31 protein-coding genes are annotated in these 25,451 nt (G+C 72.0%); 22 read left to right on the plus strand and 9 right to left on the minus strand.

Annotated features, from left to right (window positions below; genetic code table 11):
• The first annotated feature begins 28 nt into the window (after positions 1-28).
• The 13 genes from ACIRDU_RS07995 to ACIRDU_RS08055 all read left to right on the plus strand — a co-directional run bounded on the left by ACIRDU_RS07995 (position 29) and on the right by ACIRDU_RS08055 (position 10,062).
• Complete coding sequence (locus ACIRDU_RS07995; protein ID WP_403575916.1) at positions 29-1,828, plus strand: FAD-dependent oxidoreductase; 1,800 nt, start codon at positions 29-31, stop codon at positions 1,826-1,828.
• Complete coding sequence (locus ACIRDU_RS08000; RefSeq protein ID WP_403575918.1) at positions 1,825-3,672, plus strand: transketolase; 1,848 nt, start codon at positions 1,825-1,827, stop codon at positions 3,670-3,672. The genes ACIRDU_RS07995 and ACIRDU_RS08000 overlap by 4 nt, the downstream gene beginning before the upstream one ends.
• Positions 3,669-4,598, plus strand: coding sequence for a non-homologous end-joining DNA ligase (ligD, locus tag ACIRDU_RS08005; RefSeq protein WP_403575920.1), 930 nt, complete (start codon positions 3,669-3,671; stop codon positions 4,596-4,598). Before ACIRDU_RS08000 ends, ligD begins: the two co-directional genes overlap by 4 nt.
• A 92-nt stretch (positions 4,599-4,690) precedes the next feature.
• Positions 4,691-5,062 (plus strand): gas vesicle protein, encoded by a 372-nt coding sequence (locus ACIRDU_RS08010; RefSeq protein ID WP_403577311.1) that lies wholly within the window; start codon positions 4,691-4,693, stop codon positions 5,060-5,062.
• 47 nt (positions 5,063-5,109) lie between these two features.
• On the plus strand, positions 5,110-5,544 hold the full coding sequence (locus tag ACIRDU_RS08015) for a gas vesicle structural protein GvpA (RefSeq protein WP_403575922.1): 435 nt from the start codon (positions 5,110-5,112) through the stop codon (positions 5,542-5,544).
• Positions 5,541-6,314, plus strand: coding sequence for a GvpL/GvpF family gas vesicle protein (locus ACIRDU_RS08020; protein ID WP_403575924.1), 774 nt, complete (start codon positions 5,541-5,543; stop codon positions 6,312-6,314). Before ACIRDU_RS08015 ends, ACIRDU_RS08020 begins: the two co-directional genes overlap by 4 nt.
• A gap of 4 nt (positions 6,315-6,318) precedes the next feature.
• Positions 6,319-6,582 carry a gas vesicle protein GvpG gene (locus ACIRDU_RS08025; protein ID WP_386502527.1) on the plus strand — a complete coding sequence of 88 codons (264 nt, stop codon included), beginning with the start codon at positions 6,319-6,321 and terminating at the stop codon, positions 6,580-6,582.
• Entirely contained in the window at positions 6,579-7,337 is a 759-nt protein-coding gene (locus ACIRDU_RS08030) for a DNA primase (RefSeq protein WP_403575926.1), read from the plus strand. Before ACIRDU_RS08025 ends, ACIRDU_RS08030 begins: the two co-directional genes overlap by 4 nt.
• Positions 7,334-8,479, plus strand: a complete 1,146-nt coding sequence (locus ACIRDU_RS08035; protein ID WP_403575928.1) for an SRPBCC family protein — start codon at positions 7,334-7,336, stop codon at positions 8,477-8,479. Before ACIRDU_RS08030 ends, ACIRDU_RS08035 begins: the two co-directional genes overlap by 4 nt.
• Positions 8,476-8,814, plus strand: a complete 339-nt coding sequence (locus ACIRDU_RS08040; RefSeq protein WP_031108661.1) for a gas vesicle protein — start codon at positions 8,476-8,478, stop codon at positions 8,812-8,814. Before ACIRDU_RS08035 ends, ACIRDU_RS08040 begins: the two co-directional genes overlap by 4 nt.
• A complete protein-coding gene (locus ACIRDU_RS08045) occupies positions 8,811-9,578 on the plus strand; it encodes a GvpL/GvpF family gas vesicle protein (RefSeq protein ID WP_403575930.1) in 768 nt (255 codons plus the stop codon). The genes ACIRDU_RS08040 and ACIRDU_RS08045 overlap by 4 nt, the downstream gene beginning before the upstream one ends.
• Complete coding sequence (locus ACIRDU_RS08050; protein WP_003994122.1) at positions 9,575-9,763, plus strand: gas vesicle protein; 189 nt, start codon at positions 9,575-9,577, stop codon at positions 9,761-9,763. The genes ACIRDU_RS08045 and ACIRDU_RS08050 overlap by 4 nt, the downstream gene beginning before the upstream one ends.
• A gap of 35 nt (positions 9,764-9,798) precedes the next feature.
• Positions 9,799-10,062: a gas vesicle protein K gene (locus tag ACIRDU_RS08055; protein WP_030843810.1), complete on the plus strand. Its 264-nt coding sequence runs from the start codon at positions 9,799-9,801 to the stop codon at positions 10,060-10,062.
• A gap of 51 nt (positions 10,063-10,113) precedes the next feature.
• Here ACIRDU_RS08055 and ACIRDU_RS08060 read toward each other — a convergent pair whose 3' ends face one another.
• Together ACIRDU_RS08060 and ACIRDU_RS08065 are read right to left on the minus strand one after the other, a co-directional pair.
• Complete coding sequence (locus ACIRDU_RS08060; RefSeq protein WP_031136400.1) at positions 10,114-10,284, minus strand: hypothetical protein; 171 nt, start codon at positions 10,282-10,284, stop codon at positions 10,114-10,116.
• Positions 10,285-10,326: 42 nt separating this feature from the next.
• Entirely contained in the window at positions 10,327-11,148 is an 822-nt protein-coding gene (locus ACIRDU_RS08065) for a class I SAM-dependent methyltransferase (protein ID WP_403575933.1), read from the minus strand.
• A 366-nt stretch (positions 11,149-11,514) separates the two neighbouring features.
• Here ACIRDU_RS08065 and ACIRDU_RS08070 point away from each other — a divergent pair, with 366 nt between their 5' ends.
• On the plus strand, positions 11,515-12,057 hold the full coding sequence (locus tag ACIRDU_RS08070; RefSeq protein ID WP_403575935.1) for an MOSC domain-containing protein: 543 nt from the start codon (positions 11,515-11,517) through the stop codon (positions 12,055-12,057).
• Positions 12,058-12,120: 63 nt separating this feature from the next.
• Positions 12,121-13,740 (plus strand): ATP-binding cassette domain-containing protein, encoded by a 1,620-nt coding sequence (locus tag ACIRDU_RS08075; RefSeq protein ID WP_403575937.1) that lies wholly within the window; start codon positions 12,121-12,123, stop codon positions 13,738-13,740.
• Positions 13,741-13,753: 13 nt separating this feature from the next.
• On the opposite strand, the gene ACIRDU_RS08080 is transcribed toward ACIRDU_RS08075, so the two are convergent.
• On the minus strand, positions 13,754-14,854 hold the full coding sequence (locus ACIRDU_RS08080; RefSeq protein ID WP_403575939.1) for a Vms1/Ankzf1 family peptidyl-tRNA hydrolase: 1,101 nt from the start codon (positions 14,852-14,854) through the stop codon (positions 13,754-13,756).
• A gap of 64 nt (positions 14,855-14,918) precedes the next feature.
• Here ACIRDU_RS08080 and ACIRDU_RS08085 point away from each other — a divergent pair, with 64 nt between their 5' ends.
• Positions 14,919-15,206 (plus strand): DUF6158 family protein, encoded by a 288-nt coding sequence (locus ACIRDU_RS08085; protein ID WP_031118201.1) that lies wholly within the window; start codon positions 14,919-14,921, stop codon positions 15,204-15,206.
• Positions 15,207-15,295: 89 nt separating this feature from the next.
• Here the strand turns inward: ACIRDU_RS08085 and ACIRDU_RS08090 are convergent, their stop codons facing one another.
• From ACIRDU_RS08090 to ACIRDU_RS08100, 3 genes are all read right to left on the minus strand, one after another.
• Positions 15,296-15,838 (minus strand): type 1 glutamine amidotransferase domain-containing protein, encoded by a 543-nt coding sequence (locus ACIRDU_RS08090; RefSeq protein ID WP_403575942.1) that lies wholly within the window; start codon positions 15,836-15,838, stop codon positions 15,296-15,298.
• 195 nt (positions 15,839-16,033) lie between these two features.
• The gene (locus tag ACIRDU_RS08095) at positions 16,034-16,465 is read right to left on the minus strand and encodes a CBS domain-containing protein (protein ID WP_403575944.1); all 432 of its coding nucleotides are present in this window, start codon (positions 16,463-16,465) and stop codon (positions 16,034-16,036) included.
• 67 nt (positions 16,466-16,532) lie between these two features.
• On the minus strand, positions 16,533-16,934 hold the full coding sequence (locus ACIRDU_RS08100) for a DUF2795 domain-containing protein (RefSeq protein ID WP_403575946.1): 402 nt from the start codon (positions 16,932-16,934) through the stop codon (positions 16,533-16,535).
• A gap of 159 nt (positions 16,935-17,093) precedes the next feature.
• Here ACIRDU_RS08100 and ACIRDU_RS08105 point away from each other — a divergent pair, with 159 nt between their 5' ends.
• Positions 17,094-17,279, plus strand: coding sequence for a hypothetical protein (locus tag ACIRDU_RS08105; RefSeq protein ID WP_403575948.1), 186 nt, complete (start codon positions 17,094-17,096; stop codon positions 17,277-17,279).
• On the opposite strand, the gene ACIRDU_RS08110 is transcribed toward ACIRDU_RS08105, so the two are convergent.
• Positions 17,233-19,026 (minus strand): thiamine pyrophosphate-requiring protein, encoded by a 1,794-nt coding sequence (locus tag ACIRDU_RS08110; RefSeq protein ID WP_403575950.1) that lies wholly within the window; start codon positions 19,024-19,026, stop codon positions 17,233-17,235. The genes ACIRDU_RS08105 and ACIRDU_RS08110 overlap by 47 nt on opposite strands.
• A 240-nt stretch (positions 19,027-19,266) precedes the next feature.
• On the opposite strand from ACIRDU_RS08110, the gene ACIRDU_RS08115 reads away from it, so the two are divergent.
• From ACIRDU_RS08115 to ACIRDU_RS08130, 4 genes are all read left to right on the plus strand, one after another.
• The gene (locus ACIRDU_RS08115) at positions 19,267-20,061 is read left to right on the plus strand and encodes an RNA polymerase sigma factor SigF (protein ID WP_403575952.1); all 795 of its coding nucleotides are present in this window, start codon (positions 19,267-19,269) and stop codon (positions 20,059-20,061) included.
• 164 nt (positions 20,062-20,225) lie between these two features.
• The gene (locus ACIRDU_RS08120) at positions 20,226-20,927 is read left to right on the plus strand and encodes a hypothetical protein (RefSeq protein WP_403575954.1); all 702 of its coding nucleotides are present in this window, start codon (positions 20,226-20,228) and stop codon (positions 20,925-20,927) included.
• 183 nt (positions 20,928-21,110) lie between these two features.
• The gene (locus ACIRDU_RS08125) at positions 21,111-22,358 is read left to right on the plus strand and encodes an aminotransferase class I/II-fold pyridoxal phosphate-dependent enzyme (RefSeq protein WP_403575956.1); all 1,248 of its coding nucleotides are present in this window, start codon (positions 21,111-21,113) and stop codon (positions 22,356-22,358) included.
• Positions 22,355-23,416, plus strand: a complete 1,062-nt coding sequence (locus tag ACIRDU_RS08130; RefSeq protein ID WP_403575958.1) for an MBL fold metallo-hydrolase — start codon at positions 22,355-22,357, stop codon at positions 23,414-23,416. The genes ACIRDU_RS08125 and ACIRDU_RS08130 overlap by 4 nt, the downstream gene beginning before the upstream one ends.
• A gap of 28 nt (positions 23,417-23,444) precedes the next feature.
• On the opposite strand, the gene ACIRDU_RS08135 is transcribed toward ACIRDU_RS08130, so the two are convergent.
• Positions 23,445-24,095 (minus strand): DedA family protein, encoded by a 651-nt coding sequence (locus ACIRDU_RS08135; protein WP_403575960.1) that lies wholly within the window; start codon positions 24,093-24,095, stop codon positions 23,445-23,447.
• Positions 24,092-24,865: an MBL fold metallo-hydrolase gene (locus ACIRDU_RS08140; RefSeq protein WP_403575962.1), complete on the minus strand. Its 774-nt coding sequence runs from the start codon at positions 24,863-24,865 to the stop codon at positions 24,092-24,094. Before ACIRDU_RS08140 ends, ACIRDU_RS08135 begins: the two co-directional genes overlap by 4 nt.
• Before the next feature lie 83 nt (positions 24,866-24,948).
• Between ACIRDU_RS08140 and ACIRDU_RS08145 the strand changes: the two genes are divergently transcribed.
• Positions 24,949-25,350 carry a hypothetical protein gene (locus ACIRDU_RS08145; protein ID WP_403575964.1) on the plus strand — a complete coding sequence of 134 codons (402 nt, stop codon included), beginning with the start codon at positions 24,949-24,951 and terminating at the stop codon, positions 25,348-25,350.
• Positions 25,351-25,451: the final 101 nt, after the last annotated feature.

Here is a 25,451-nt window from a genome sequence, read left to right on the forward strand (position 1 = left end):
CACGCGACAGCGCCGGAGGCGAGCGACCGTGAGTCGACCCCGCATCCTGATCGTCGGTGCCGGCTTCGCCGGGTACCGCACGGCCCGCACCCTGTCCCGGATCACCCGGGGCCGGGCCCACATCACCCTGCTGAACCCGACCGACTACTTCCTGTACCTGCCCCTGCTGCCGCAGGTCGCCGCCGGCATCCTGGAGCCGCGCCGGGTCACGGTCTCCCTCTCCGACTCGCTGCCGAACGTACGGCTGGTGCTGGGCGAGGCCGACCGGATCGACCTCGACGACCGCACGCTGCACTACACCGGCCCCGAGGGCGACGGCGGCACCCTCGCCTACGACCGGCTGGTGCTCGCCGCGGGCAGCGTCAACAAACTGCTGCCCATCCCCGGTGTCGCCGAGCACGCGCACGGGTTCCGCGGACTGCCCGAGGCGCTGTACCTGCGCGACCACGTGACCCGGCAGGTGGAGCTCGCGGCTTCCGCCGACGACCCCGAGACGTGCGCCGCGCGGTGCACCTTCGTCGTGGTCGGCGCGGGATACACCGGCACCGAGGTCGCCGCGCACGGACAGATGTTCACCGACGCGCAGGTCCGCAGGCACCCGCTGCGGCAGGGCATGCGACCGCGCTGGATGCTGCTGGACGTGGCGCCGCGGGTGCTGCCCGAGATGGACGAGAAGCTCTCCGCCACCGCCGACCGGGTGCTGCGGCAACGGGGCGTGGACGTGCGGATGGGGACCTCCGTGAAGGAGGCCACCCACGACGGGGTCGTGCTGACCGACGGCGAGTTCGTCGAGACCCGGACACTGGTGTGGTGCGTGGGCGTCCGCCCCGACCCGCTGGTGGAGTCCCTCGGGCTGCCCATGGAGAAGGGACGGCTGCTCGTCGACCCGCACCTGCGGGTGCCGGGCCGGCCGGAGCTGTTCGCGTGCGGTGACGTGGCCGCGGTACCCGATCTGGAGAACCCGGGGAGCTATACGCCGATGACCGCGCAGCACGCCTGGCGGCACGGCAAGGTCGCGGCGGAGAACGTCGCCGCGTCGCTCGGTCTGGGCGGTGCGCACAAGCCGTACCGCCATCGCGACCTCGGCTTCGTCGTCGACCTGGGCGGGGCGAAGGCCGCCGCCAACCCGCTCGGCGTGACCCTCTCCGGCGTCCCGGCGGGCGCGGTGACGCGGGGCTACCACCTCGCCGCGATGCCCGGGAACAGGGTCCGGGTCGCGGCCGACTGGCTGCTGGACGCCGTACTGCCGCGCCAGGCCGTGCAGTTGGGGCTCGTACGGTCCTGGTCGGTGCCGCTGGACACGTCGTCACCGGAGGTGGCCCGCGTACCGGGCGGCCCCGGGCAGCGGCAGGAGGTGAGCGCCCGGTCGGGGCCGGGGGCGGCGCTCGCGGCCGACACGGACGACGAGGGCACCGGCACCGGAGGGGCCGGCCGGGCCCGGCCCCAGGATGAGCCCGCGAAGGGGCAGCCCGGATCCGGGGCGACGCAGGTACGCCCCGGATCCGGGGCCGCACAGCCGCGGTCCGAGCCCGAGCTGGCGAAGGGCCGCCCGGATCCGCGCCGGACCGGCTCCGGACACGGGGAGTTGCGGTCGGAGCCCGAGCTGGCGAAGGGCCGCCCGGCCGCGGGTGCTGCCCACGAACCGGCCGGGAAGCAGCCGGGCGGCGAGCCCGCGAAGAACCAGCCGGGCGGTGAGCCTGCCAGGAATCAGCCCGGCGGCGAGCCCGCGAAGAACCAGCCCGCCCCCGCACCCCCGGGCTCTCACCCCGCCCCCGGCCCCGTCAAACGAACCGACGCCCCGGACGACTCCGCGAAAGGAGACTCATGAACACCGGTGAACTCACCGACCTCGGACAGCAGCTGCGGGTGGACAGCGTCCGTGCCGCCGCCGCGGCGGGCTCCGGGCACCCGACGTCCTCGATGTCCGCTGCCGACCTGATGGCCGTCCTGTTCGCGCACCACCTCCGCTACGACTTCGACCGCCCCGCCCATCCCGGCAACGACCGCTTCGTCCTCTCCAAGGGCCACGCCTCGCCGCTGCTGTACTCCGCTTACAAGGCGGCCGGCGCCATCGACGACGAGGAACTGCTCACCTTCCGCAAGCTGGGCAGCCGCCTCGAAGGGCACCCCACCCCGCAGCGCCTGCCGTGGGTCGAGACGGCCACCGGCTCGCTCGGGCAGGGCCTGCCGGTCGGCGTCGGCATCGCGCTGGCCGGCAAGCGGCTCGACCGCACCGGCTACCGCACCTGGGTGCTGTGCGGTGACAGCGAGCTGGCCGAGGGATCCGTGTGGGAGGCCGCCGAGCACGCCGGGTACGAGCACTTGGACAACCTCACCGTGATCGTCGACGTCAACCGGCTCGGCCAGCGCGGCCCCACCCGGCACGGCCACGACCTGGACGCCTACGCCCGCCGCTTCCAGGCCTTCGACTGGCACACCATCGAGGTCGACGGCCACGACGTGGACGCCGTCGACCGCGCCTACGGAGAGGCCGCGTCGACCAAGGGCCAGCCCACCGCGATCCTCGCCCGCACCCTGAAGGGCAAGGGCGTCGAAGGCGTCCAGGACCGCGAGGGCCTGCACGGCAAGCCGCTGCCTGAGGCCGACGAGGCGATCAGCGAACTCGGCGGCCCGCGCGACCTCCGCGTCCGGGTGCAGGAGCCGCCCGCTGCCCGCATGCTGCACTCCGTCCACACCGGCGACTTCGAACTGCCGAGGTGGGACAAGGGCGAGGAGGTCGCCACCCGCAACGCCTTCGGCGAGGCGCTCGCCGCCCTCGGCACCGGCCGCGGCGACATCGTCGCCCTGGACGGCGAGGTCGGTGACTCCACCCGCGCCGAGTTCTTCGCCAAGGAGCACCCCGACCGCTACTTCGAGTGCTTCATCGCCGAGCAGCAGCTGGTCGCCTCGGCGGTCGGCCTCGCGTCCCGCGGCTGGGTGCCGTACGCCGCCACGTTCGCGGCGTTCCTGACCCGGGCCTACGACTTCGTCCGGATGGCGTCCGTCAGCGGCGCCGGCATCAACCTCGTCGGCTCGCACGCGGGCGTCGCCATCGGCCAGGACGGGCCGAGCCAGATGGGTCTGGAGGACCTGGCGATGATGCGGGCGGTGCACGGCTCGACCGTGCTGTACCCGTGCGACGCCAACCAGACCGCACGGCTCGTCGGTGCGATGGCCGGCCTGGAGGGCGTCCGCTACCTGCGCACCTCGCGTGGCGAGAACAAGGTGATCTACGGCCCCGACGAGGAGTTCCCGGTCGGCGGCAGCAAGGTGCTGCGCTCCTCGGACCGCGACCGGCTGACCCTCGTCGCGGCGGGTGTCACCGTGCACGAGGCGCTGGCCGCCGCCGAGGCCCTGGAGCAGCAGGGCATCGCGGTGCGGGTGATCGACCTGTACTCCGTGAAGCCCGTCGACCGGGCCACCCTGCGCCGGGCCGCCGAGGAGACCGGCTGCCTGGTGACCGTGGAGGACCACCACCCCGAGGGAGGCATCGGGGACGCGGTTCTCGACGCCTTCACCGACGGGCGCCCCGTACCGCGCCTGGTGCGGCTGGGCGTCCGGACGATGCCGGGCTCGGCGTCCCCTCAGGAGCAGCTGCGCGCCTCGGGCATCGACGCGGAGTCCATCGCGGCGGCCGGACGGCTGCTGGTGGAGGAGGCGGTCGTGCGGTGAGCGGCGACGACGGCACGCGCAGGGTGCGGGCGGGCCGCCGCACGGTGGAGGTGCACCGGCCGGACAAGGTGCTCTTCCCCGGCGGCGGCGACGCCAAGGAGTACACCAAGGGCGATCTGGTGGACTACCACCGGGCCGTCGCGCCCTTCATGCTGCCGCATCTGCGCGGCCGCCCGTTGATGCTGGAACGGCACCCGGACGGCATCGACGGCCCGACGTTCATGCAGAAGAACACCCCGGAGCACTATCCCGAGTGGATCCCCCGGGTCGAGGTGACCAAGGAGGGCGGCACCGTCCGCCACACCGTCTGTGACGACACCGCCACCCTCCTCCACCTGGCCGACCAGGCGAGCATCACCCTGCACCGCTGGCTGTCCCGGGCCGGCAGCGTCCACCACCCCGACCGGCTGGTCTTCGACCTCGACCCCTCGGGGGACGACTTCGAGGCGGTGCGCGAGGCCGCCCGGCTGCTCGGGGAGCTGCTCGACGAGCTGGAGCTGCCCTCGGCGCTGATGACGACCGGCTCGCGCGGGCTGCACGTGATCGTGCCGTTGAACGGCCGGCACGACTTCGACGAGGCGCGCGCCTTCGCCCGGGACGTCGCCGAGCTGCTCGCCGCCGCCCACCCCGACCGGCTCACCACCGCCGCCCGCAAGAAGGAGCGCGGTGAGCGGCTCTACCTCGACATCCAGCGCAACGCCTATGCCCAGACCGCCGTCGCGCCCTACACGGTCCGGCCGCGCCCGGGCGCGCCGGTGGCCACCCCCGTCACCTGGGACCAGCTGGACGACCCGGAGTTGCACGCACGCCGCTGGACGATCGCCGACGCCGTCGAGCAGGCCCGTACCGATCCCTGGTCAGGCCTGCTGAGCCGCGGCCGGGCGCTGGGACCGGCCCGGCGGCGGCTGAACGCCCTGCGCGGCTGAGACCCCCGGGGGATCTCCCGGTGGGTGACAGATGCATGAGCCCGTAGAGGTTTGGCGAACACTCTTGCGGCCACACGGAGGGGGAGGTGGCCATGTCGAACACAAAAAACCCGCAAGAGTCACAGAGTTCACAGAAGTCACAGGACTCTCAGAATTCGAGCCAATCGAACGACAACCGGTCGGCCACGAAACGGCCGAGCCCGATGGAGGTGCTGCGTCAGGCGCGCGGCCAGCTCGCCGAGCTCACCGGCATGGAAGCCGAGTCCGTGTCGTCCTTCGAGCAGACGGAGGAGGGCTGGGCGCTCGAGGTCGAGGTCCTCGAACTCGAGCGCGTGCCGGACACGATGAGCCTGATGGCGAGCTACCAGGTGGAGCTCGACCCCGACGGACAGCTCACGGGTTACCGGCGCGTCCGCCGCTACGAACGCGGTCGGTCCGACGCGCGCAGGCCCGGCGGCCGGTAGGCCCGCCCGACCGGACACGTACCCACACACGAGGAGGAACACCCGGCATGACAGTCGTACCGGCACAGCAGTCCGGCGGCGGAGGCGGCAGCAGCGGCCTCTACGACGTACTCGAGCTTGTCCTGGACAGGGGACTCGTCATCGACGCATTCGTGCGCGTCTCCCTGGTCGGCATCGAGATCCTCAAGATCGACGTTCGCGTCGTCGTCGCCAGCGTCGACACCTATCTGCGCTTCGCCGAGGCGTGCAACCGGCTCGATCTGGAGGCCGGGCCGCGCAAGGACCCGGGCCTGCCCGACCTGGTCGGCGAGATGACCGAGTCCGGCGCCCGCGGCAAGTCCAAGGGGGCGCTGTCCGGCGCCGCCGAGACCATCTCCGACGCCTTCAAGCAGGCGCGGAGCGAAGGCTCCGAGCGTGAGACCGAGTCGCGTCCGCGAGCCCGCAAGAGCACGTCGTCCCGCCGTAAGGAGGAGCAGGAGTGAGCACTTACGTCTACGGCATCGCGGCGAGCTCGCACCCTTCGCTGCCCGAGGGCATGGGTGGCGTCGGCGACCCGCCTCGCTCGGTGCGCATCCTGCGGGAGGGCGACCTGGCGGCTGTCGTCAGTGACGCGCCCGAGGGGCTGCGGCCCAAGCGCAAAGATCTGCTTGCCCACCAGAACGTGCTCAGCGAGGCCGGTGCGGCCGGCTGCGTGCTGCCCATGCGGTTCGGCAGCGTCGCGCCGGACGACAATGCCATCACCGGGGTGCTCGCCGAGCGCGCCGAGCACTACAAGGAGCGGCTGCGGGCCCTGGACAACCGGGTCGAGTACAACGTCAAGGCCAACCACGTCGAAGAGGCCGTCCTGCACCAGGTGATGGCCGAGAGCCCGGACATCCGGGGGCTCGCGGAGGCCAACCGGCAGGCGGGCGGCGGCAGTTACGACGACAAGATCCGGCTTGGCGAGATGGTCGCGGCCGCGGTCAAGGCCAAGGAGGCCGACGACGGCGCCGCTGTGCAGCGCGCCCTGGAACGGGCCGCCGACGACATGAGCGTGGGCCCCGAGTCCACGGGCTGGCTGGCCAACGTGTCGTTCCTGGTGGACCGGGAGTCGACCGAGTCCTTCCTGGCCGCGGTCGAGCAGGTCCGCAAGGACATGCCGCACCTGGAGGTGCGGGTCAACGGCCCGCTGCCGCCGTACAGCTTCGTCGAGCCCGGCCCGGCCGAGCCCGCGGGCACCGCGGTGAGTGGCACGGACACCGGAGTGGGGTGACGACGTGGGCCTGATCTCGGAGGTGCTGCTGCTGCCGTTCGCACCGGTACGCGGCAGCGCCTGGGCCGTCAGACAGGTACTCCAGGAGGCCGAGCGGATCTACTACGACCCCGCGACGATCCGGGCCGAGCTGGCCCGCCTGGAGGAGCAGCTGGAGGCCGGGGAGATCACGGAGGAGGAGTTCGACCGACAGGAGGACGAACTCCTCGACCGGCTGGAGACCGCTTCGCGCGGGAGCGCGGGAACAGGCAACGGGACAACGCAATGAACCGAATGGGACTGGGCCTCGCGGTGGGGGCCGGATACCTCCTGGGACGTACCAAAAAACTCAAGATGGCGGTGGCCGTCGGGGGTCTGGTCGCCGGGAAGAAGCTGAATCTGAGCCCGCGCATGGTCGCGGACCTGCTGCAGCAGCAGCTGCGGAACAACCCGCAGTTCAAGGAGATCGGGGACCAGCTGCGCGAGGATCTGCGCGGTGTCGGCAAGGCGGCCTCCGGTGCCATGGTCGAGCGGCAGATCGACGCCCTCGCCGACCGGCTGCACGGCCGGACCGCCCAGGTGCGCGACCAGCTGTCGGGCGCGGTGCCCGGCAGTCAGGACGACGACGCCGAGGACGCCGAGTACGAGGACGAGGAGCCTGAGGACTCCGGTGCCGACGAGGACGAGGAGCCCGAGGGTTCCGGTGCCGACGAGGACGAGGAGCCCGAGGGGTCCGGTGCCGACGCGGAAGAGTCCGAGGACGAGGACGAGGCGGACGAGCCCGAGGATTCCGGTCCCGACGCGGACGAGTCCGAGGACGAGGAACCGGAGGCGAAGAAGGCGCCCGCCAAGAAGGCCCCCGCCAAGAAGGCGCCGGCGAAGAAGGCGGCGAAGCAGGCTCCCGCCAAGAAGGCTCCCGCGAAGAAGACGGCGGCGGGCCGGAAGACGGCGGCGAAGAAGACCACGGCCGCCAAGAAGGCGACCTCCGGGAGCAGGGGCGGCAGCGCCCGGTCCCGACTGCCGAAAGGAGGCGGTGAGGGATGAGTGACACACTCGGCTCGGCGAAGTCCGCCGCCGATGGAGCGGCGAAGAACCCGCTCACCGACCTGGCCCACAGCGAGGCCGCAGACCGGCTCAAGGCCGAGTTGCAGGAGTACCTCGCCGCCCAGGCCACGCGGATGCTGACCGGCGTCGGCCGCAAGCTCGGCGAGACCACCGGCAAGCTGAACGACATCGCCGAGGGCAACAGCCCCGGTTTCGCCAAGCTCGCCCTCGACGGCGGGCGTAAGCTCGCCGAGGGTAAGGGACCGCTGCGCGCCGCGATGGAGACCGGCGGCTCGCACCTCAAGGACAAGGTCACAGGCGCCTTCAAGAACCTGGGTGGCGGCGGCAAGGGCAAGAAGGGCAAGGGCCGTTCCGGCAACAAGCCCACCGTCATCATCGAGCACATCGACGTCGGCGTGCCGTTGCGCACCGCGTACGACCAGTGGACGAAGTACCAGGACTTCAGCACCTTCGCGAAGGGCGTCAAGAGCGCGAGCCGCGACGACGACACCCACTCCGACTGGCAGGCGAAGATCTGGTGGTCCAGCCGCAGCTGGAAGGCGAAGACGACCGAACAGGTCCCGGACGACCGCATTTCCTGGACCTCCGAGGGTGCCAAGGGCACCACGAAGGGCGTCGTCTCCTTCCACCGCCTCACCGACGACCTCACCCGCGTCCTGCTGGTCATCGAGTACTACCCCTCCGGCTTCTTCGAGAAGACCGGCAACATCTGGCGCGCCCAGGGCCGCCGGGCCCGGCTGGACCTCAAGAACTTCGTCCGCTTCATCACGATCAAGGGCGAGGCGGAGGACGGCTGGCGCGGCGAGATCCGCGACGGCGAGGTCGTCCGCAGCCACGAGGACGCGCTCGCCGAGGAGGAGTCCGAGGAGGAGTCCGAGGAGGAGTCCGAGGAGGAACGCCCCGAGGGCGAGGAGGCCGAGGACGAGTACGACGACGAGGAGGAGCCCGAAGAGGAGGGCGAAGAGCCCGAGGGCGAGTACGAGGACGACTCCGAGGCCGAGCACGACGAGGAGACCGAGGACGAGGAAGAGCCCGAGGAGGAGGAAGAGCCCGAGGGCGAGTACGAGGACGACGAGTACGAGGACGAGGATGAGGAAGTCGAGGCAGGGAGCCGGCGATGACGACGCCCAGCAGGATGCCCGAGCCCTACGGTCAGGGAAGCGGTGCCAACCTCGCCGACATCCTTGAACGGGTACTGGACAAGGGCATCGTCATCGCGGGCGACATCCGGATCAACCTGCTCGACATCGAACTCCTCACGATCAAACTGCGGTTGATCGTCGCGTCGGTCGACAAGGCGAAGGAGATGGGCATCGACTGGTGGGAGACCGACCCGGCCCTCAGCTCGCGGGCCCGCCGCGACGAATTGACCCGTGAGAACGCCGAGTTGCGCGAGAGGCTGGCCCGGCTGGAGGAACTGGAGCCCGGCCGCGCGGAGAAGAAGGAGGCACCGTGACCGGACTGCGGTACGTCTACGCCGTCTGCCGCCCCTTCGGCACACCGCTCCAGTCCCAGTTGACCGGGGTGGCGGGCGATCCGCCCAGAGCACTGACTCACCACGGCCTGGTGGCCGTGGTGAGCCACGTGCCGGAGCGGGACTTCGCGGAGGAGCCGCTCCGTGCCCATCTGGAGGATCTGGACTGGCTCACCGAGACCGCCCGCGCCCACCAGGGCGTGATCGACGCGCTCACCACCGTCACGACCCCGCTGCCGCTGCGGCTCGGCACCGTCTTCCACGACGACAGTGGCGTACGGACGATGATGGAGGCGCGCGAGGAGGACTTCCGGCGCACCCTCGACCGGCTGGAGGGCCGGGTCGAGTGGGGCGTGAAGGTGTACGCGGAGTCCGAATCGCAGGAGAGCGCCAAGCCCCCGCAGAAGGCCGCGTCGGGCCGGGACTACCTGCGGCAGCGACGTATGCAGACGAAATCCCACGAGGAGATGTGGCAGAAGGCCGAGGCCTTCTCGACGCGACTGCACGAAGAACTTTCCGCATTCGCGGAGGACTCCCGCCTGCATCCCCCGCAGAACCCCGCGCTTTCCAAGGCCACCGGGCGGAACGTGCTGAATGCCGCCTATCTCGTTCCACGTGCGCATTCCGAGGAGTTCGTGGAACTGGTGGACCGCACGAAGGGCGAGGCGCCCGGAATGCGTATCGAACTCACCGGCCCCTGGGCGGCCTATTCGTTCGCCGGGGAGAACGACGGGGAGAAGACGTGACCGTTGTGGAACGCCGTGAGGTCGCCCTCGTGGACCTGCTCGACCGGCTGCTCGCCGGCGGCGTCGTGATCACGGGGGACATCACGCTGCGCATCGCCGACGTCGACCTCGTCCGTATCGACCTCAACGCGCTCATCAGCTCGGTGAACGCCCAGGTGCCCTCACCGTTCGAGGAGTTGCTGTGACCACCCCCGACCGCCCCCGGCCGCGCTCCAACCGGATGGATCTGGAGCCCGACACCGTTGAGCGTGACCTGGTCAAACTCGTGCTGACGGTGGTCGAACTGCTGCGCCAGCTCATGGAGCGCCAGGCGTTGCGCCGGTTCGACGTGGGGGATCTGAGCGAGGAGCAGGAGGAGCGGATCGGGCTCACGCTCATGCTGCTCGACGAACGGATGACGGAACTGCGCGACCGCTACGGACTGCGGCCCGAGGACCTCAACCTGGACCTCGGGCCGCTCGGGCCGCTGCTTCCGCGGGACTGACATACGCGTGCTTCCCCGGTCCTGAGTCAGGACCGGGGAAGCACGCGTCATTCACCACCTGTACCAACGGCCCCTGCCACCGGCTGCCGACGTGCCGCGGACGAAGAATCCCAGCAGCCACAGGACGAGAACCGCGAGTGCGATCCACCAGAGAATCTTTACTGCAAATCCGGCGCCGAACAGAACCAATGCCAGAAGCAGTACCAGCAGGATGGGAACCATAATGAGAACCTCCTGCTTTGAATGTGTCCCGGAAACCGGGTTTCAGGCTTCCTTGCGGCAGAGAATTTCCCCGTGCAGCACGCTGAACCACCCGTCCTCCCGCGTGCCCCATGCCCGCCACGCGTCGGCCACGTCCCGCAGTCCCGCCTCGTCGGTGTGCCCGCCCTCGAGGGCCCGGTCCGCGTAGGCCGACGCCAGGGTCCGGTCGGCCCACAGTCCGCTCCACCAGGCCCGCTCCTCGGGGGTGGCGAAGGTCCAGGTGCCGGAGCTCGCCGTGACGTCCGTGAGCCCGGCCCGCAGGGCCCAGGCCTTCAGCCGGCGCCCGGCGTCCGGCTCACCGCCGTTGGCCCGGGCGACCCGGCGGTAGAGATCCAGCCAGGCGTCGAGCCCCCCGGACGCCGGGTACCAGGTCATGGCCTCGTAGTCCGCGTCCCGCACGGCGATCAGGCCGCCGGGCCGGACGACCCGCCTCATCTCCCGCAGCGCCCGGACCGGGTCGCCCACGTGCTGGAGCACCTGATGGGCGTGCACCACGCAGAACGTGTCGTCCGGGTAGTCCAGGGCGTGCACGTCGGCGACCGCGAAGTCCACGTTGGCCAGTCCCCGCCCGGCCGCCGTGGCGCGCGCCTGCTCCAGGATCTCCGGCACCCGGTCGACGCCGGTGACCTGTCCGTCGGGCACGAGCTCGGCCAGATCGGCGGTGATCGTGCCCGGACCGCAGCCGATGTCCAGGATCTTCATGTGGGGCTTGAGCGAAGGCAGCAGGTACGCGGCCGAGTTGGCGGCGGTCCGCCAGGTGTGCGAGCGCAGCACGGACTCGTGGTGCCCGTGGGTGTAGACAGCGGTCTCCCTGGGTTCCGGCATGGCGGATCCCACCCCTTCCGATTGGGTCGGCATGAGATCACCGTACGCGGGGCTACCGCATGTTGAGACCCGAATCTCGCTATGTGGACTGAGGGCGTCAATGCGCCGCGATCGACCGGCGCGCCTGGTTCACTCTGGGGCCCAGCCGGGGCAGGACGCAGTCCGCCCCGGCCGGTGCCGGACCGCGGCGGCTTCGAAGAGGCGGCGGTCGAGGCAGAGGGCTCTGTCGCACAGGGGATGGCGCCCGGGCTTCGAGGTGGTGAGGTCCAGCTCGGCATGCGGGTACCCGGCGGGGGGTGGACACACCGACGGTCTCGGGGCAGGCTCATGGCTGATCATCATCACCGAAACAGGGGGAACCGACGGATGAGCGGGCACGTGACGGCGGTCAGCAGCAACGGGGAGTACTCCTTCACCAAGCCGAACCGGGACAGCATCAATCTGCTCGCGGGGCTCGGGGTGGAGGGGGACGTGCACGCCGGGGTGACGGTCAAGCACCGCTCGCGCGTCGCGCAGGACCCCACCCAGCCGAATCTGCGGCAGGTCCACCTCATCCACGAGGAGCTCTTCGCCGAGGTCGGGGAGGACGGGTTCGAGGTGGCGCCCGGCGAACTCGGCGAGAACATCACCACCCGGGGCATCGACCTGCTCGGACTGCCCACCGGCACGCTGCTGCGCATCGGCGAGAGCGCGGTCCTGGAGGTCACCGGGCTGCGCAACCCCTGTCTGCAGATCGACCACTTCCAGGACGGGCTGCTGAAGCGGGTCGTCGGACGGGACGAGGCGGGGAACATCGTGCACAAGGCCGGGATCATGAGCGTGGTGCGGGAGGGCGGCGTGGTGCGGCCCGGCGACACGATCGAGGCGGAGCTTCCCAGCGAACCGCATCGGCCGCTGGAGCGGGTCTGACCGGCACCCGCGGATCCGAAACCCGTTTGCCCCGAACCCCTGCGGCCCCACAGAATCGCGTCCATGGGTCACCTCGAAGCCGCGCACCTGGAGTACTACCTGCCCGACGGAAGGGCGCTGCTGGGTGATGTCTCGTTCCGGGTGGGGGAGGGGGCCGTCGTGGCCCTCGTGGGGCCCAACGGCGCCGGGAAGACCACCCTGCTCCGGATGCTCGCCGGTGAGCTCAAGCCGCACGGCGGGTCCGTGGTCGTCGGCGGCGGGCTCGGTGTCATGCGGCAGTTCGTGGGATCCGTGCGCGACGAGACGACCGTGCGGGACCTGCTCGTGTCCGTCGCGGCGCCCCGCATCCGCGAGGCCGCCCGCGCCGTGGACACCGCCGAGCACGCCATCATGACCGTTGACGACGAGGCCGCCCAGCTGGCGTACGCGCAGGCCCTCGCCGACTGGGCCGAGGCCCGCGGCTACGAGGCCGAGACGCTGTGGGACATGTGCACCACTGCAGCGCTCGGGGTGCCCTACGACAAGGCGCAGTTCCGCGAGGTCCGCACGCTCTCCGGCGGTGAGCAGAAGCGGCTCGTCCTGGAGGCGCTGCTGCGCGGCACCGACGAGGTGCTGCTCCTCGACGAGCCCGACAACTACCTCGACGTCCCCGGCAAGCGGTGGCTGGAGGAACGGCTGAAGGAGACCCGCAAGACGGTTCTCTTCGTCTCCCACGACCGTGAACTCCTCGCCCGCGCCGCCGAGAAGATCGTCTCCCTGGAACCCGGGCCGGCCGGTGCCGACGCCTGGGTGCACGGCGGCGGTTTCGCCACCTTCCACGACGCCCGGCGTGAGCGCTTCGCCCGCTTCGAGGAGCTGCGCAGGCGCTGGGACGAGAAGCACGCCCAGCTGAAGAAACTGGTGCTGAACCTGCGTCAGGCCGCGGCCGTCAGCCATGAGATGGCCTCTCGCTATGCGGCCGCCCAGACCCGCCTGCGCAAGTTCGAGGAGGCCGGGCCGCCCCCGGAGCCGCCGCGCGAGCAGGACATCACGATGCGGATCAAGGGCGGCCGTACCGGCGTCCGTGCGGTCACCTGCGCGAACCTGGAGCTCACCGGCCTGATGACCCCCTTCGACCTGGAGGTCTTCTACGGCGAGCGCGTCGCCGTCCTCGGCTCCAACGGCTCCGGCAAGTCCCACTTCCTGCGCCTGCTCGCCGGTGAGGACGTGGCGCACACGGGCGAGTGGAAACTGGGCGCCCGGGTGGTGCCCGGCCACTTCGCGCAGACACACGCGCACCCGGAGCTGGAGGGCCGCACACTCCTCGACATCCTGTGGAAGGAGCACGCACAGGACCGCGGCGCCGCGATGTCCCGCCTGCGCCGCTACGAGCTCACCCACCAGGCGGAGCAGACGTTCGAACGCCTCTCCGGCGGCCAGCAGGCCCGCTTCCAGATCCTCCTGCTGGAGCTCCAGGGCGTGACCGCGCTGCTGCTGGACGAGCCCACGGACAACCTGGACCTGGAGTCCGCGGAGGCGCTCCAGGAGGGCCTGGAGGCCTTCGACGGGACGGTCCTCGCGGTCACCCACGACCGCTGGTTCGCCCGCTCGTTCGACCGCTACCTGGTCTTCGGCAGCGACGGCCGGGTCCGGGAGACCCCGGACCCGGTCTGGGACGAACGCAGGGTGGAACGGGCCCGTTAGGGCCCGCTCCGGTTCACTTCCAGCGCAGCAGCGCCCCCAGGCCGCCCACGGGGACCTCGCGCTCCGACACCGACAGTGCGGGCGCGTCCGTGGCCACCGCGGAACGGATCAGCGCGTCGTCGGCCCGGGCCGGCCACGAGTGCTGCTCGCCCAGGATCTTCAGGTCCGTCCGCCGCACCGCCAGCTGATCCGGGTCCTCCCCGATCCACACCTCGCGGTGCGCGTCGGGACCGTCCACCCTGATCAGCAGCTCGTCGATACGGTGCTCCCGGGCCGCCTCGACCAGCGCGGGCACGCCCTCCACGGCCCCGGCACGACCCTCGTCGTCCGGGTTGCGGGCGGCGCGGAACCGCTCCAGCTCCGCCTCGGCCTGCCGCCCCACATGCTCGGCCCGGGCCCGCTCCACGTCCTCGTCGAGAAGCCGGCTGCCGGTGCCGTGCGGCGCTTCGACCACCAGGTCGTGCAGACGCTTGGGCAGCCGCTCGTGCACGGACCGCCGCTCCCGGTCGTCACCGACGAGAATCAGCAGGTCGGCCTTGGTCTCCTCCTGGCACACGGCGAGCGCGTCGGCGATCTCCGCGGCGTTGTGCTCCCAGGTGTTCTCCACCCGCAGCTGGAAATGCCGCTCGGACCAGTCCGCGGAACTCGTCCGGTGCACCGGCCACTGCCGCCCGGTGACGCTCCCGGCGCCATCCCGGCCCAGCGCGCTGCGCAACTCGAAGTCCGCGCCCTTGCGGTCGACGTACGCCACCACGCACACCGGGTCCTCCCCGGCCAGCTCCAGCAGCGGCGCGACCCGCGGCAGCGGCGCCCATTCGGCCCAGTCGCCGCCCTGCGGGGGACGCACCAGCGGCGGGTCGAGAACGACCTCGCCGGCCCGTGCGAACAGGGCCCGGCCGTGCGGTTCGGACGAGTGCCGCAGATCCTCGATCGCGCTCTGCACGGCCCGGCAGGTCGCCTCGTCCGCCCCCTGCGCTGACAGCTCCCTGGCCATCGCCTGGGCCGTCAGCTCCCGCTCGTGGGGAGTGCCCTCCGTGTGCCGTGAGGTGTCCACGTACACGGAGGCCCAAGGCCCGGGGTGTTCGTACAGTGGGTGCAGAAAGGCGAGATCCATGGTTCCTCCCGGATGCCGCTCGGGGGCAGTGCTCAGTTGCTCCGGGGGCGGGTACCCGGACCGCATGAACGAACACGACGAGCGGGGCGACACGATGACCGGAGTGGACCCTGACCGGCTGGACGACCAGCAGCTCATGAAAGAGCTGGAGACCATCCACCGCACGCGCCACGACACGCTGCTGTACGGCTCGAACGACGCGCTGCGCGCCCACAACGAGCGCATGGCGCAACTCGAGGGTGAGTACCTGCGCCGCAACCCGCGCCGCCCGGTGGCCGCGGGCCGCACACGCGAAGGGGCCCGGGAGCGGGGGAGCGGGGAGTCGGCGACTCCCACGACCCCCGGCACCTGAGCCCCTCGATTCGAAGGGGACGACCGGGAACAGACGGATGCCCCGCGACCGCCGCCACGAACGCGTCCTGGTGTCGGCGGGGGACGCCGTCAGGCGGCCTCCTGCGCGAAGACGTCGAGGAAGGTCTCGCAAAATGCCTTCAGATCGTCCGGCTTACGGCTGGTGACCAGCTTGTTCGCCCCGTGGTCACAGACCTTGACCTGCTTGTCGACCCAGGTGCCGCCCGCGTTGCGGATGTCGGTCCGCAGGCTCGGCCAGGACGTGAGCTCCCGTCCGCGTACGACGTCCGCCTCGACCAGCGTCCACGGCGCGTGGCAGATCGCCGCCACGGGCCGGCCGTGTTCGAAGAAGTCCCGGACGAACGCGACGGCCTTGTCGTCCATCCGCAGGAAGTCCGGGTTGGCGACGCCGCCCGGCAGCACGAGAGCACCGAACGAGTCCGGCGAGGTGTCTCCCACGACCTCGTCCACGGGGAACGTGTCCGCCTTGTCGAGGTGGTTGAAGGCCTGGATCTCGCCCTGCTGCGTCGACACCAGCACGGGCTCGTGCCCCGCGTCCTTCACGGCCTGCCACGGATCGGTCAGCTCGACCTGCTCGACGCCCTCGGGTGCGACCAGAAACGCGATACGCATGATGCTCAACGTCCTTTCCCGGAGCGGGCGGCGCTCCGGTGCGCCGCGTCGCTCCACGCGTCGTTCTCGTACTTCGTACTTCTCGTGCTCTTGTTGTTCCTGCTTCTTGTTGTTCCTGCGCTTACGGCTCGCGCGCACGCACCGCAGCGGTACCCCGCCGTGACCGGTCGGCCAGGCCGTGCCCACCGGTGGTGCTCATGCACCGCCCCGGGAGTCCGGCTCCGCCCGGCTGATGTCCGCGAGCGCCGACGCGGGGTCCTCGGCCTCGGCCACGTCGCCGAGGCTCACGATCCCGACCGGCAGCCCGTTCTCCACCACCGGCAGCCGGCGCACCGCGTGCTCGCGCATGAGCGCCACGGCGGTCGCCACCCGGTCGTCCGGCGTCACCGTCACCGGATTCCTCGTGCACACGGTCTGCGCGCTGACCGTCATCGGGTCGGCGCCGTCGGCGACGGCCCGTACCGTGATGTCACGGTCGGTGAGGACGCCGATCACGTCCTGCCCTTCGGCCACCACCACGTCGCCGATGTTCTGCGTGCGCATCAACTGGGCCGCCTCGACGAGCGAGGCGTCCGGGCGCACGGCGACGACGCCCGCTGTCATCACCTCTTTGACGTACTCCGCCATCACTGGGGCTTCCCTCCGTCCAGGCGTTGGGGCACCGCGGCGTACCGCGATGCCCCCGGCGCGGTCTTCACGCGTACTCCTCCGGCCCGGTCTCACGGGTCCGGATCAGGGCCTGGGCCAGCTCTTGGACATTGCCGTAGCGCTCCTGGCGCGGCAGCCCCTCCAGGGCCTCGACCAGGGCGTCGGGCGCCTGGTGACCGCGCAGTTCGCGGGCCAGCTCGCGCGGACTCGCCGGGAACGCCCTGCGGCCCAGGATCCGGGCCAGCTCCAGCCGCACCGAGTCGAGAGACGTCGGCGCGCGGCTCGGCGTCACCGGCCCGTAGGCGACCTCGGGATCGTCCTCGGCGGCCGGCTCCGGGTCGTGCCACTCCTCACTGCGCGTGGGGTGCCCGGACCTGAGCAGACCCTGCAGTTCGTGCTTCATCTCGTCGTCCCGGTGGACGCTCAGCCGGTCGCTTCCTCGCTGCATGTCTCCCTCCAGACGTTCGGGGGCCCGCACCGCGTACCCGTACACCGGGGGCCGACACAGGTTCCGTGGGCCCGATCGCCGCCGTCCGCACTGGTTTGCGCCATGTCCTGCGGGAGACCCGGCTCACACCCCCCACACCTCTCTGGGGAAGGACCCGTCATGGCGTTGCTCGCTGTGCTCATCCCGTTGCTCATGCTCGGAGTGGTGCTGGTGCTGGGCCGTTACGAGGAGTTGCTGCTGCCGCAGGACGACGCCGACCGGCGCGAACCGGCCGGCGTACCCCCCGCCGCCGCGGCCGCTACTTCTTCTCCCGCCCCGGCAGGAACTCCTGCACCTTCGCCTTGAAGCCCCGCTTGACCATCGATCCCCGGTCCGCGTCGCCCTTCAGGACCGACGCGGCGGTCGCCTCCATCTGGTCCCAGGTGGCGTGCGGCGGGATCGGTGGGACAGCAGGATCGGTCAGGAACTCGAGCACCGCGGGACCGTCCGCCTCCAGCGCGGCCCGCCAGGCCGCCTCGACGTCCTCCGGCTTCTCCACCCTGATGCCGGTCAGCCCCAGGGAACGGGCGAACGCGGCGTACTGCACGTCCGGAAGCTCCTGCGACGGCAGGAACGACGGAGCTCCCCCCATGGCCCGCAGCTCCCACGTGACCTGATTCAGATCATGGTTGTTGAACACCGCGACCACCAGCCGCGGGTCCTCCCACAGGTGCCGGTACTTGGCCGCCGTGATCAGCTCCGCCATCCCGTTCATCTGCATCGCACCGTCCCCGACCAGTGCGATCGCCGGGCGGTTCGGATGCGCGAACTTCGCGCCGATCACGTACGGCACCCCGCAGCCCATCGTCGCCAGCGTGCCGGAGAGCGAGCCGCGCATGCCCGGCCGCATCGTCAGGTGCCGGGCGTACCAGTTCGCCGTCGAGCCCGAGTCGGACGTGACGATCGCGTTGTCCGGCAGCAGCGGGTCCAGCGCGCGGGCCACGTACTCCGGGTTGATCGGATCGGCGTCGAGACCGGCACGGCGCTCCATGACGTCGCGCCAGCGCGTCACGTTGTCGCACACCGTGTCGTACCACTCGCGCCCGCGGCCTGTCTCGATCAGCGGGATCAGCCGTTCCAGGGTGGCCCTGGCGTCGCCCACCAGATTCACCTCGTACGGGTAGCGCATGCCGATCATGTGTGGGTCGATGTCGATCTGCACGCCCCGCGCCGTGCCGAACTCCGGCAGGAACTGGCTGTACGGGAACGACGACCCGATGGTCAGCAGCGTGTCGCAGTCGCGCATCAGCTCGTAGGACGGGCGGGTGCCCAGCAGGCCGATCGAGCCGGTGACGTACGGCAGTTCGTCGCTGAGGACGTCCTTGCCGAGCAGCGCCTTGGCGACACCCGCGCCGAGCAGCTCGGCGATCCGCTCCACCTCGGCCCGCGCGCCGGCCGCGCCCTGGCCGACCAGGATCGCCACCTTGTCACCGGAGTTGAGGATCTCGGCGGCCCGCCGCACCGAGTCGTCGGACGGCACGGCCGTCCACGAACTGCGGTCCAGGCTGGAGGGCACCATCTTGAACTCGTGCGTCGGCGGCGAGTAGTCGAGCTCCTGCACATCGCCGGGGATGATGACGGCGGTCGGGCAGCGGCGCGCGTACGCGGTGCGGATGGCCCGGTCCAGCACGTTCGGCAGCTGCTCCGGCACCGTCACCGTCTCCACGAAGTCGGAGGCGACGTCCTTGTACAGCGTGTGCAGATCGACTTCCTGCTGGTAGGAGCCGCCCATCGCGGTGCGGTGCGTCTGGCCGACGATCGCCAGCACCGGGACATGGTCCAGCTTGGCGTCGTACAGGCCGTTCAGCAGATGGATCGCGCCCGGCCCCGACGTGGCTGCGCACACCCCGAGACGGCCGCTGAACTTGGCGTAGCCGACCGCCTGGAACGCGGACATCTCCTCGTGCCGCGACTGCACGAAACGCGGCTCGTTCTCGGCCCTGCCCCACGCGGCGAGCAGGCCGTTGATGCCATCGCCCGGATAGCCGAAGACCTGCTCCACTCCCCACTCGCGCAGCCTCCGCAGGACGTGGTCGGCGACCTTGGTGCTCATGTACGACCTCCCGGACGTAGGGGGACAGAGCCGGCAGTACGAGTCACCCTGCGCGACGGCGGAAAACCTCTCCGGGTTTGCGGGTGGGGGCCGGGGGCAGGCGCACCTTCAGTGCTTCGGACAGGAGGCACGCCCGTGGGAGCGGCGTCGCGCGCCGCCACCGAGGCCCTGTCCCACAGCGGATGCGCTTCCACGGTGACCGTCCGACCCAAGAGCACTCTCAAGGGATTGCGACGCATCATGCCGACCCGAATCAGCGCGAAGCAGCACCCCCACCACGACGCCCCCGACACCGCCGAGGCCTTCCGCAGGCTCACCTCGATGCCCGCCGGCCCGGAGCGTGACGCGCTCCGCGACGAGATCGTCGAAGCCTGGCTGCCCATGGCGGACCGCCTCGCCGGACGCTTCCGCAGCCGCGGCGAGAGCTTCGAGGACCTCCGCCAGGTCGCGGCCCTCGGCCTGGTCAAGGCCGTCGACCGGTACGACCCCGAGCTCGGCAACGCCTTCGAGAGCTACGCGGTGCCGACCATCACCGGCGAGATCAAGCGGCACTTCCGGGACCACATGTGGACCCTGCACGTACCCCGCCGCGTCCAGGACCTGCGCAACCGCGTGCGTTTCGCCGGCCAGGACCTGTCCCAGACCATCTCCGGCCGTCGGCCCACCGTGGCCGAGATCGCCGAGCACGCGAACCTGAGCGAGGAGGACGTCCGGACCGGCCTGGAGGCGCTGGAGAGCTTCACGGCGCTGTCCCTGGACGCGGAGCTGCCCGGCAGTGAGGACGGGTACTCCCTGAGCGACGCGCTGGGGTCCCACGACCCGGCGCTGGACACGGTCGTGGACCGTGAGTCCGTCAAGGCCCGGCTGGCGGCGCTGCCGGAGCGGGAGCGGGCGATTCTGTACATGCGGTTCTTCGACGACATGACGCAGAGCCGGATCGCCGAGGAGCTGGGGATCTCGCAGATGCACGTGTCCCGGCTGATCAGCCGGTGCTGCGGCCGGGTGCGGGAGCAGGTCATGCGGGACGTGGCCTGACGCGGGGGTGCTCCCACGACTCGGGGCTGCTCCCACGACTCGGGGCCGCTCCACCTTCACCCGGTTGGAGGGTGCTGTCCCGCTAATGGGGTCCGGTCCCGCGCGGGCCCGCCGCGGGCGGGCTGTCATGGCAGAGGGGTATGACTACCGAAGGAGTCCCCTCGATGCGCCGCAGCCTGCACGCCCTGTCCGTCGCCGTCCTGGCCGGTTCGGCCCTGGTGGGCTTCACGCCGGCGGTCTTCGCCGAACCGGCCGCCGAGGTCAGTCCCGCCACCGTCCAGCCCGGAGGCACGCTCACCGTCTCGGTCAGCTGTGATCCGACCGGGGGGCCGCCGCCCGACACCATCGACGCCACCTCGCAGGCCTTCGACGAGGGCACGGTGCCGCTGCAACGGGTCACCGGCAACGACGACGAGGTGTCCGGCCCCGCCTACCGGGGCACGGCCCTGATCGCCTCCGCCGAGAACTTCGAGGGTGATCCGGACGCCCTGGGCGAGGACTCCGCGTGGACCGTCGACGGCACCTGCCCGGCCGCTCCCGGCGGGGAGGGCAAGGAGTGGAGCGCGACGTTCACCGTGGCGCACGGCGCCGGGCCCCACAAGCCGTCGCACCAGCCCACACACCAGCCCACGCACCAGCCCACACACCACCCCACCCACAAGCCCTGCCCCGAACCCTCGCACCACCGTGAACGCCACCACACCGAGTGCGACGCGGCACCGGTCCAGCGCGGGGTACGGGCCGGTGACGGCGGTGCCTTCACCGACTCCGTGCCGGCCCTGGTCGCGGGCGGGGTGCTGATCGCGGGCGCGTTCGGGGCCGCCGTGCACCGGCTGCGCAACCGGGAGCACGACCCCTACCGCTGACCCGCCCGGCCCGTCGCACCACCCCGGAAGGACCCGGTTTCCCCGGCCCGGGCCCGCCCATGCTGTGACCGTCACAACCCGGCCGGGCGCCCATGGGGCGGCAGCACCCTGGGTACTCAGTGGCCGAGGGCACGAGGGCGGCACAACACGGCGGCACCAGGCACTGGCACTGCGGAGGTACGGATGCGGCGGACGGCCCCCGAAGGTCACGGCCCCGTCCGGTTCGGGCCGCCGCTGCCCGAGGACGGACTGCCCGTCCTGCCGGAGCTGTCCGCGGTGCTCGCCGCCGCGGGGTCCCGGGGCGGCCCCGAGCCGGTCGGCGGCGGCCCGGCCCTGCGCGAGGCCGCCTGCGGCTACTGGGACCGGCGCGGACTGCACTGCGCCCCGGACCGGGTGGCCGCCGCCCCCGGCTCGCCCGCGCTGCTGCTCGCCCTGACCGCCGCCCTCGGCGGCGACGTCCTCGTACCGAGACCCTGCGCCGCCTGGTGGGCGCCGTACGCACGTCTGCTGGGGCGCCCCGCCTTCCAGGTGCCGACCCCGCCGGAGAGCGGCGGGGTCCCCGACCCGTACGCGCTGCTGGAGACCGTGCGCCGGGTCCGCGACGAGGGCGGCGACCCACGGCTGCTCGTGCTGTCCGTCGCCGACGACCCCACCGCGACCGTCACCCCGCCCGAACTGCTCCACGAGACCATCGAGGCCGCCCAGGGGGAGGGCCTGCACCTGGTCAGCGACGAGACCTGGCGCGACACCCTGCACGACCCGCACGACACCGTGCTGCTCAGCCCCGCCGAGATGGTGCCCGGCCGGGTCACCGTCGTCACCGACCTGGCCGGCGCCCTGCTCCCGCCCGGCTGGCCGGCCGCCGTGGCCCGCTTCCCGGCCGGCGAGGACGGCGACGGCCTGCACGCGCGCGTGCTCGACATCCTCACCGCCCTCGACGCCCGTGTCGCCGCGCCCATCGCCGCGGCGTCCGCGTACGCCCTGGGAGAGCCGGAACCCGTCACCGCGCGCGTGGCGACCGCCGTGCGCCTGCACGCGCTCCTGGCCGACGAGGCGCACACGGCCGTCGTCGCCGCGGGCGCCCTCGCCCGGCCCCCGCGCTGCGGCCGTCACCTGTACGTGGATCTGGCCCCGCTGGAGCCCGCGCTGAGCGCGCACGGCGTCGGCGACGCACAGGAACTGGAGGACTTCCTCACCGCACGCCTCGGTATGCCCGCCCCGGGCGGGCACCGCTTCGGCGACGACCTCGAAGCCCCGCGCGTGCGGCTTTCCACCGGCGCACTGGTGGCCGGTTCCGACACGGAACGCGCGGAGTGCCTCACCTCACCCGCACCGTTGGAACTGCCGCATGTGCACCGCGCGTTGATCCGACTGAAGTCGGTCTTCGACGATCTCCGCGACGACGCTCAGCGATGGGAGCCTCCTCGATGACGCAGCAGTCCGAGTCGACCACCAGCACGACCACCCAGGAGCCCGCCGAGCCCTCGCTCCCGTCGCCCTTCGCGCCCCCCTGCCCGCCCTTGGCCGAACCCCGGCCACTGGCCGAGCGGCGGGTGTGGCCGCGCACCTTCCACGACCGGCTGACCGCGCCCCTCCCGGGTCTGAAGGCCATGGCCCGCTTCGCCCGCGAGGGCGCGGTGAGACCGGGCCCGGAGGGCCTCGCCGACATCCCCCGGCTGCCCTACGCCCCGGCCCCGCTGCCCCGTGTCGACGCCCGCACCGTCGCCGTCACCTGGGCGGGACACGCGAGTTGGGTGCTGCGCATCGGCGGACTGACCGTTCTCACCGACCCGGTGTGGTCCCGCCGCATCCTCGGCACGCCGGCCCGGATCACCCCCGTGGGCGTCCCCTGGGAGGACCTGCCGCGCGTCGACGCCGTCGTCATCAGCCACAACCACTACGACCACCTGGACGCCCCCACACTGCGCCGCCTCCCGCGCGACACCCCGGTGTTCGCCCCTGCCGGGCTCGCCGGCTGGTTCCACCGCCGCCGCTTCACCCGCGTGACGGAGCTCGACTGGTGGGAGGCGGCCGAACTGGACGGCGTCCGCTTCGACTTCGTCCCGTCCCACCACTGGTCCAAGCGCAGCCTCACCGACACCTGCCACAGCCTGTGGGGCGGCTGGGTCCTCACCGACCCAGGCGGCCGACGCGTCTACTTCGCGGGCGACACGGGCTACGGCCACTGGTTCTCCCGCATCGGCCGCCGCTACCCCGGTATCGACCTGGCCCTCCTGCCCATCGGCGCCTACGACCCCCGCTGGTGGCTCCGCGACGTCCACTGCGACCCGGAGGAGGCGGTCCGCGCGGCCCAGGACCTCGGCGCGAGCCGGATGGCCCCCATGCACTGGGCGACGTTCGTCCTGTCGGCGGAGCCGGTCATGGAGCCCCTGACGCGCGTGCGGGCGGCCTGGGAGAAGGCGGGGCTGCCCCGGGAGAACCTCTGGGACATGCCGGTGGGCGCCTCACGGGTGCTGTCCGGGGACTGACCTCAGGGCACCGGCCCCGGAGGCGCCTTCAGGAGCGTGGGGAACTGCGCACCCGCCGCACCACCGCCGGCACCGCGCTGATCAGCACGGTCAGCGCGATCGCCGCCACCACGCCCTGCCACGGCTCGGCGAACAGCGAGCCCCCGAGAATCCCGATCAGCTGATACGTCACGGCCCAGGCCAGACACGCCGGCAGGTTCCCCCGGGAGAACCTGCGCATCGGCCACTCCGCCAGCAGACAGGCCAGCATCACCGGGATACGCCCCGCCGGCACCAGCCGCGACAGCACCAGCACCGCCACCCCGTGCGCGGCCAGTTTCTCCTGTGCCTGCTCCAGCCGGTCCTCCGGCGCCCGCGACCGGAGCGCCTCCAGCCACCGGGAGCCGTTCTTCGACTTCAGCCCGCGCCGCCCCAGCCAGTACAGCGCCGCATCGCCCAGGAACGCCGCCAGCGACGCCGTCACGAACACCATCGCCAGCGAGAACGGCGCCGTCCGGTGCACGGCGACCACCGCCGCCGAACTCACCAGCGCCCCCGTCGGGATCACCGGCACCAGCGCCCCGGCCAGCACCAGCACGAAGAGCGTCGGATAGCCGACGGCCTGCTGCGTGGACTCCGGAACCAGGGCCGCCGGTGTGACAGCCGACGCCGCGAGCGCCAGGGGCGCTGACCAATTCACCGCGCGCCCTCCAGGCGCACGCTCTCCCCGTGCCCGAGCCGGTGCACCGCCACGGCCGGCGCGTGCAGGGCCGCCAGCCGGACGAACTCGTCCCCCGGCGCGTGGAACTCGTGGGGGCGCACCGCGTCCATGCCGATCGGCCAGTACGTGCCGTAGTGCACCGGCACCGCACTGCGCGGCGCCAGCCGCTCCAGTGCCTGCGCCGCCCGCCCCGCGTCCAGATGCCCCTCGCCCAGGTACGGCCCCCAGCCGCCCACCGGCAGCAGCGCCACCTCGACCGGCCCGACCTCCTTGGCCATCTCGTCGAACAGCCCGGTGTCCCCGGCGAAGTACGTCCGGGCCTCGCCGGATATGACGTAACCGAGGGCGGGGGAGCGGTGCGGCCCGAACGGCAGCCGCCGCCCGTCGTGCAGCGCGGGCACGGCCCGTACGACGATGTCGCCGACCGGGGTCTCGTCTCCGGGGGCCACCTCGCTCACCCGCAGGTGCGTGAGCCGGCGCAGTCCGGGCACCGCCCGGCGCGCGCCCCGGGGCACGAGCAGGCGCGTGCCCGCAGCGAGCCGCATCAGCGACGGCACGTGCAGATGGTCGGCGTGCAGATGCGACACCAGCGCCACGTCCGCGCGCGGGGCGCCCGGAGGCGGCAGGGCCCCGCGCCGGCGGCGCAGGTGCGCGAGCCGGCGTGCGAACAGGGGATCCGTGAGCACGCGCACGTTCGAGTCCTCGACGGTGCAAGTGGCGTGACCCCACCAGGTGATCTCCACCGGCACTTCTTTGCCTCCTTCGCGCGACTCCCCCGAAGCCTACGTGCAGGAGTAGGGTCGGCGGCGAAACCGGAGGTGAGGGGGACGCCATGGTGCCGGTGCGGGTCACGGCGATCGCGAGTCTGACGCCGCTGGAGGAGCTGGACGACGATCCGTTCCTGGTCGACTCCCGCAGTCAGCACGCGATGTGCGCCCGCTGGGCCGCCGAACGGGGCTACGTGGTCAGCCGGGAGTTACTGGTCCGCGGGCTGCGGCCCGACCACGGCGCGCTGTGGGACGGCGTGCGGCCCGGCCTCGACCTGTTCGTCGCGCCCAGCCGGCGGGTACTGGAGAGTGCGCTCGCCTCCGTCGAGGAGTTCACCGCCGAGTGCGTGCGGCGCGGTGTACGCGTCGAGACGGTGGGGCATGCGGAACCGGCGTACGACGCCGCGATGAAGGCGTGCGTGCACCGGCGGCTGTCGATGCCGACGGCCGGCTACGACGGGCGCTGACGTCTCTCACCGGGGGTGACCCGGGGACGAAGTGACCCGGCCGGGCGTTGGGACACTGTCGGGGAGGGCCCGCGACGGTTGCGGGCCAGGGACGTGAGGTG

The organism is Streptomyces sp. NPDC093598, from assembly GCF_044764825.1.
In the GTDB taxonomy this organism is placed as follows: domain Bacteria; phylum Actinomycetota; class Actinomycetes; order Streptomycetales; family Streptomycetaceae; genus Streptomyces.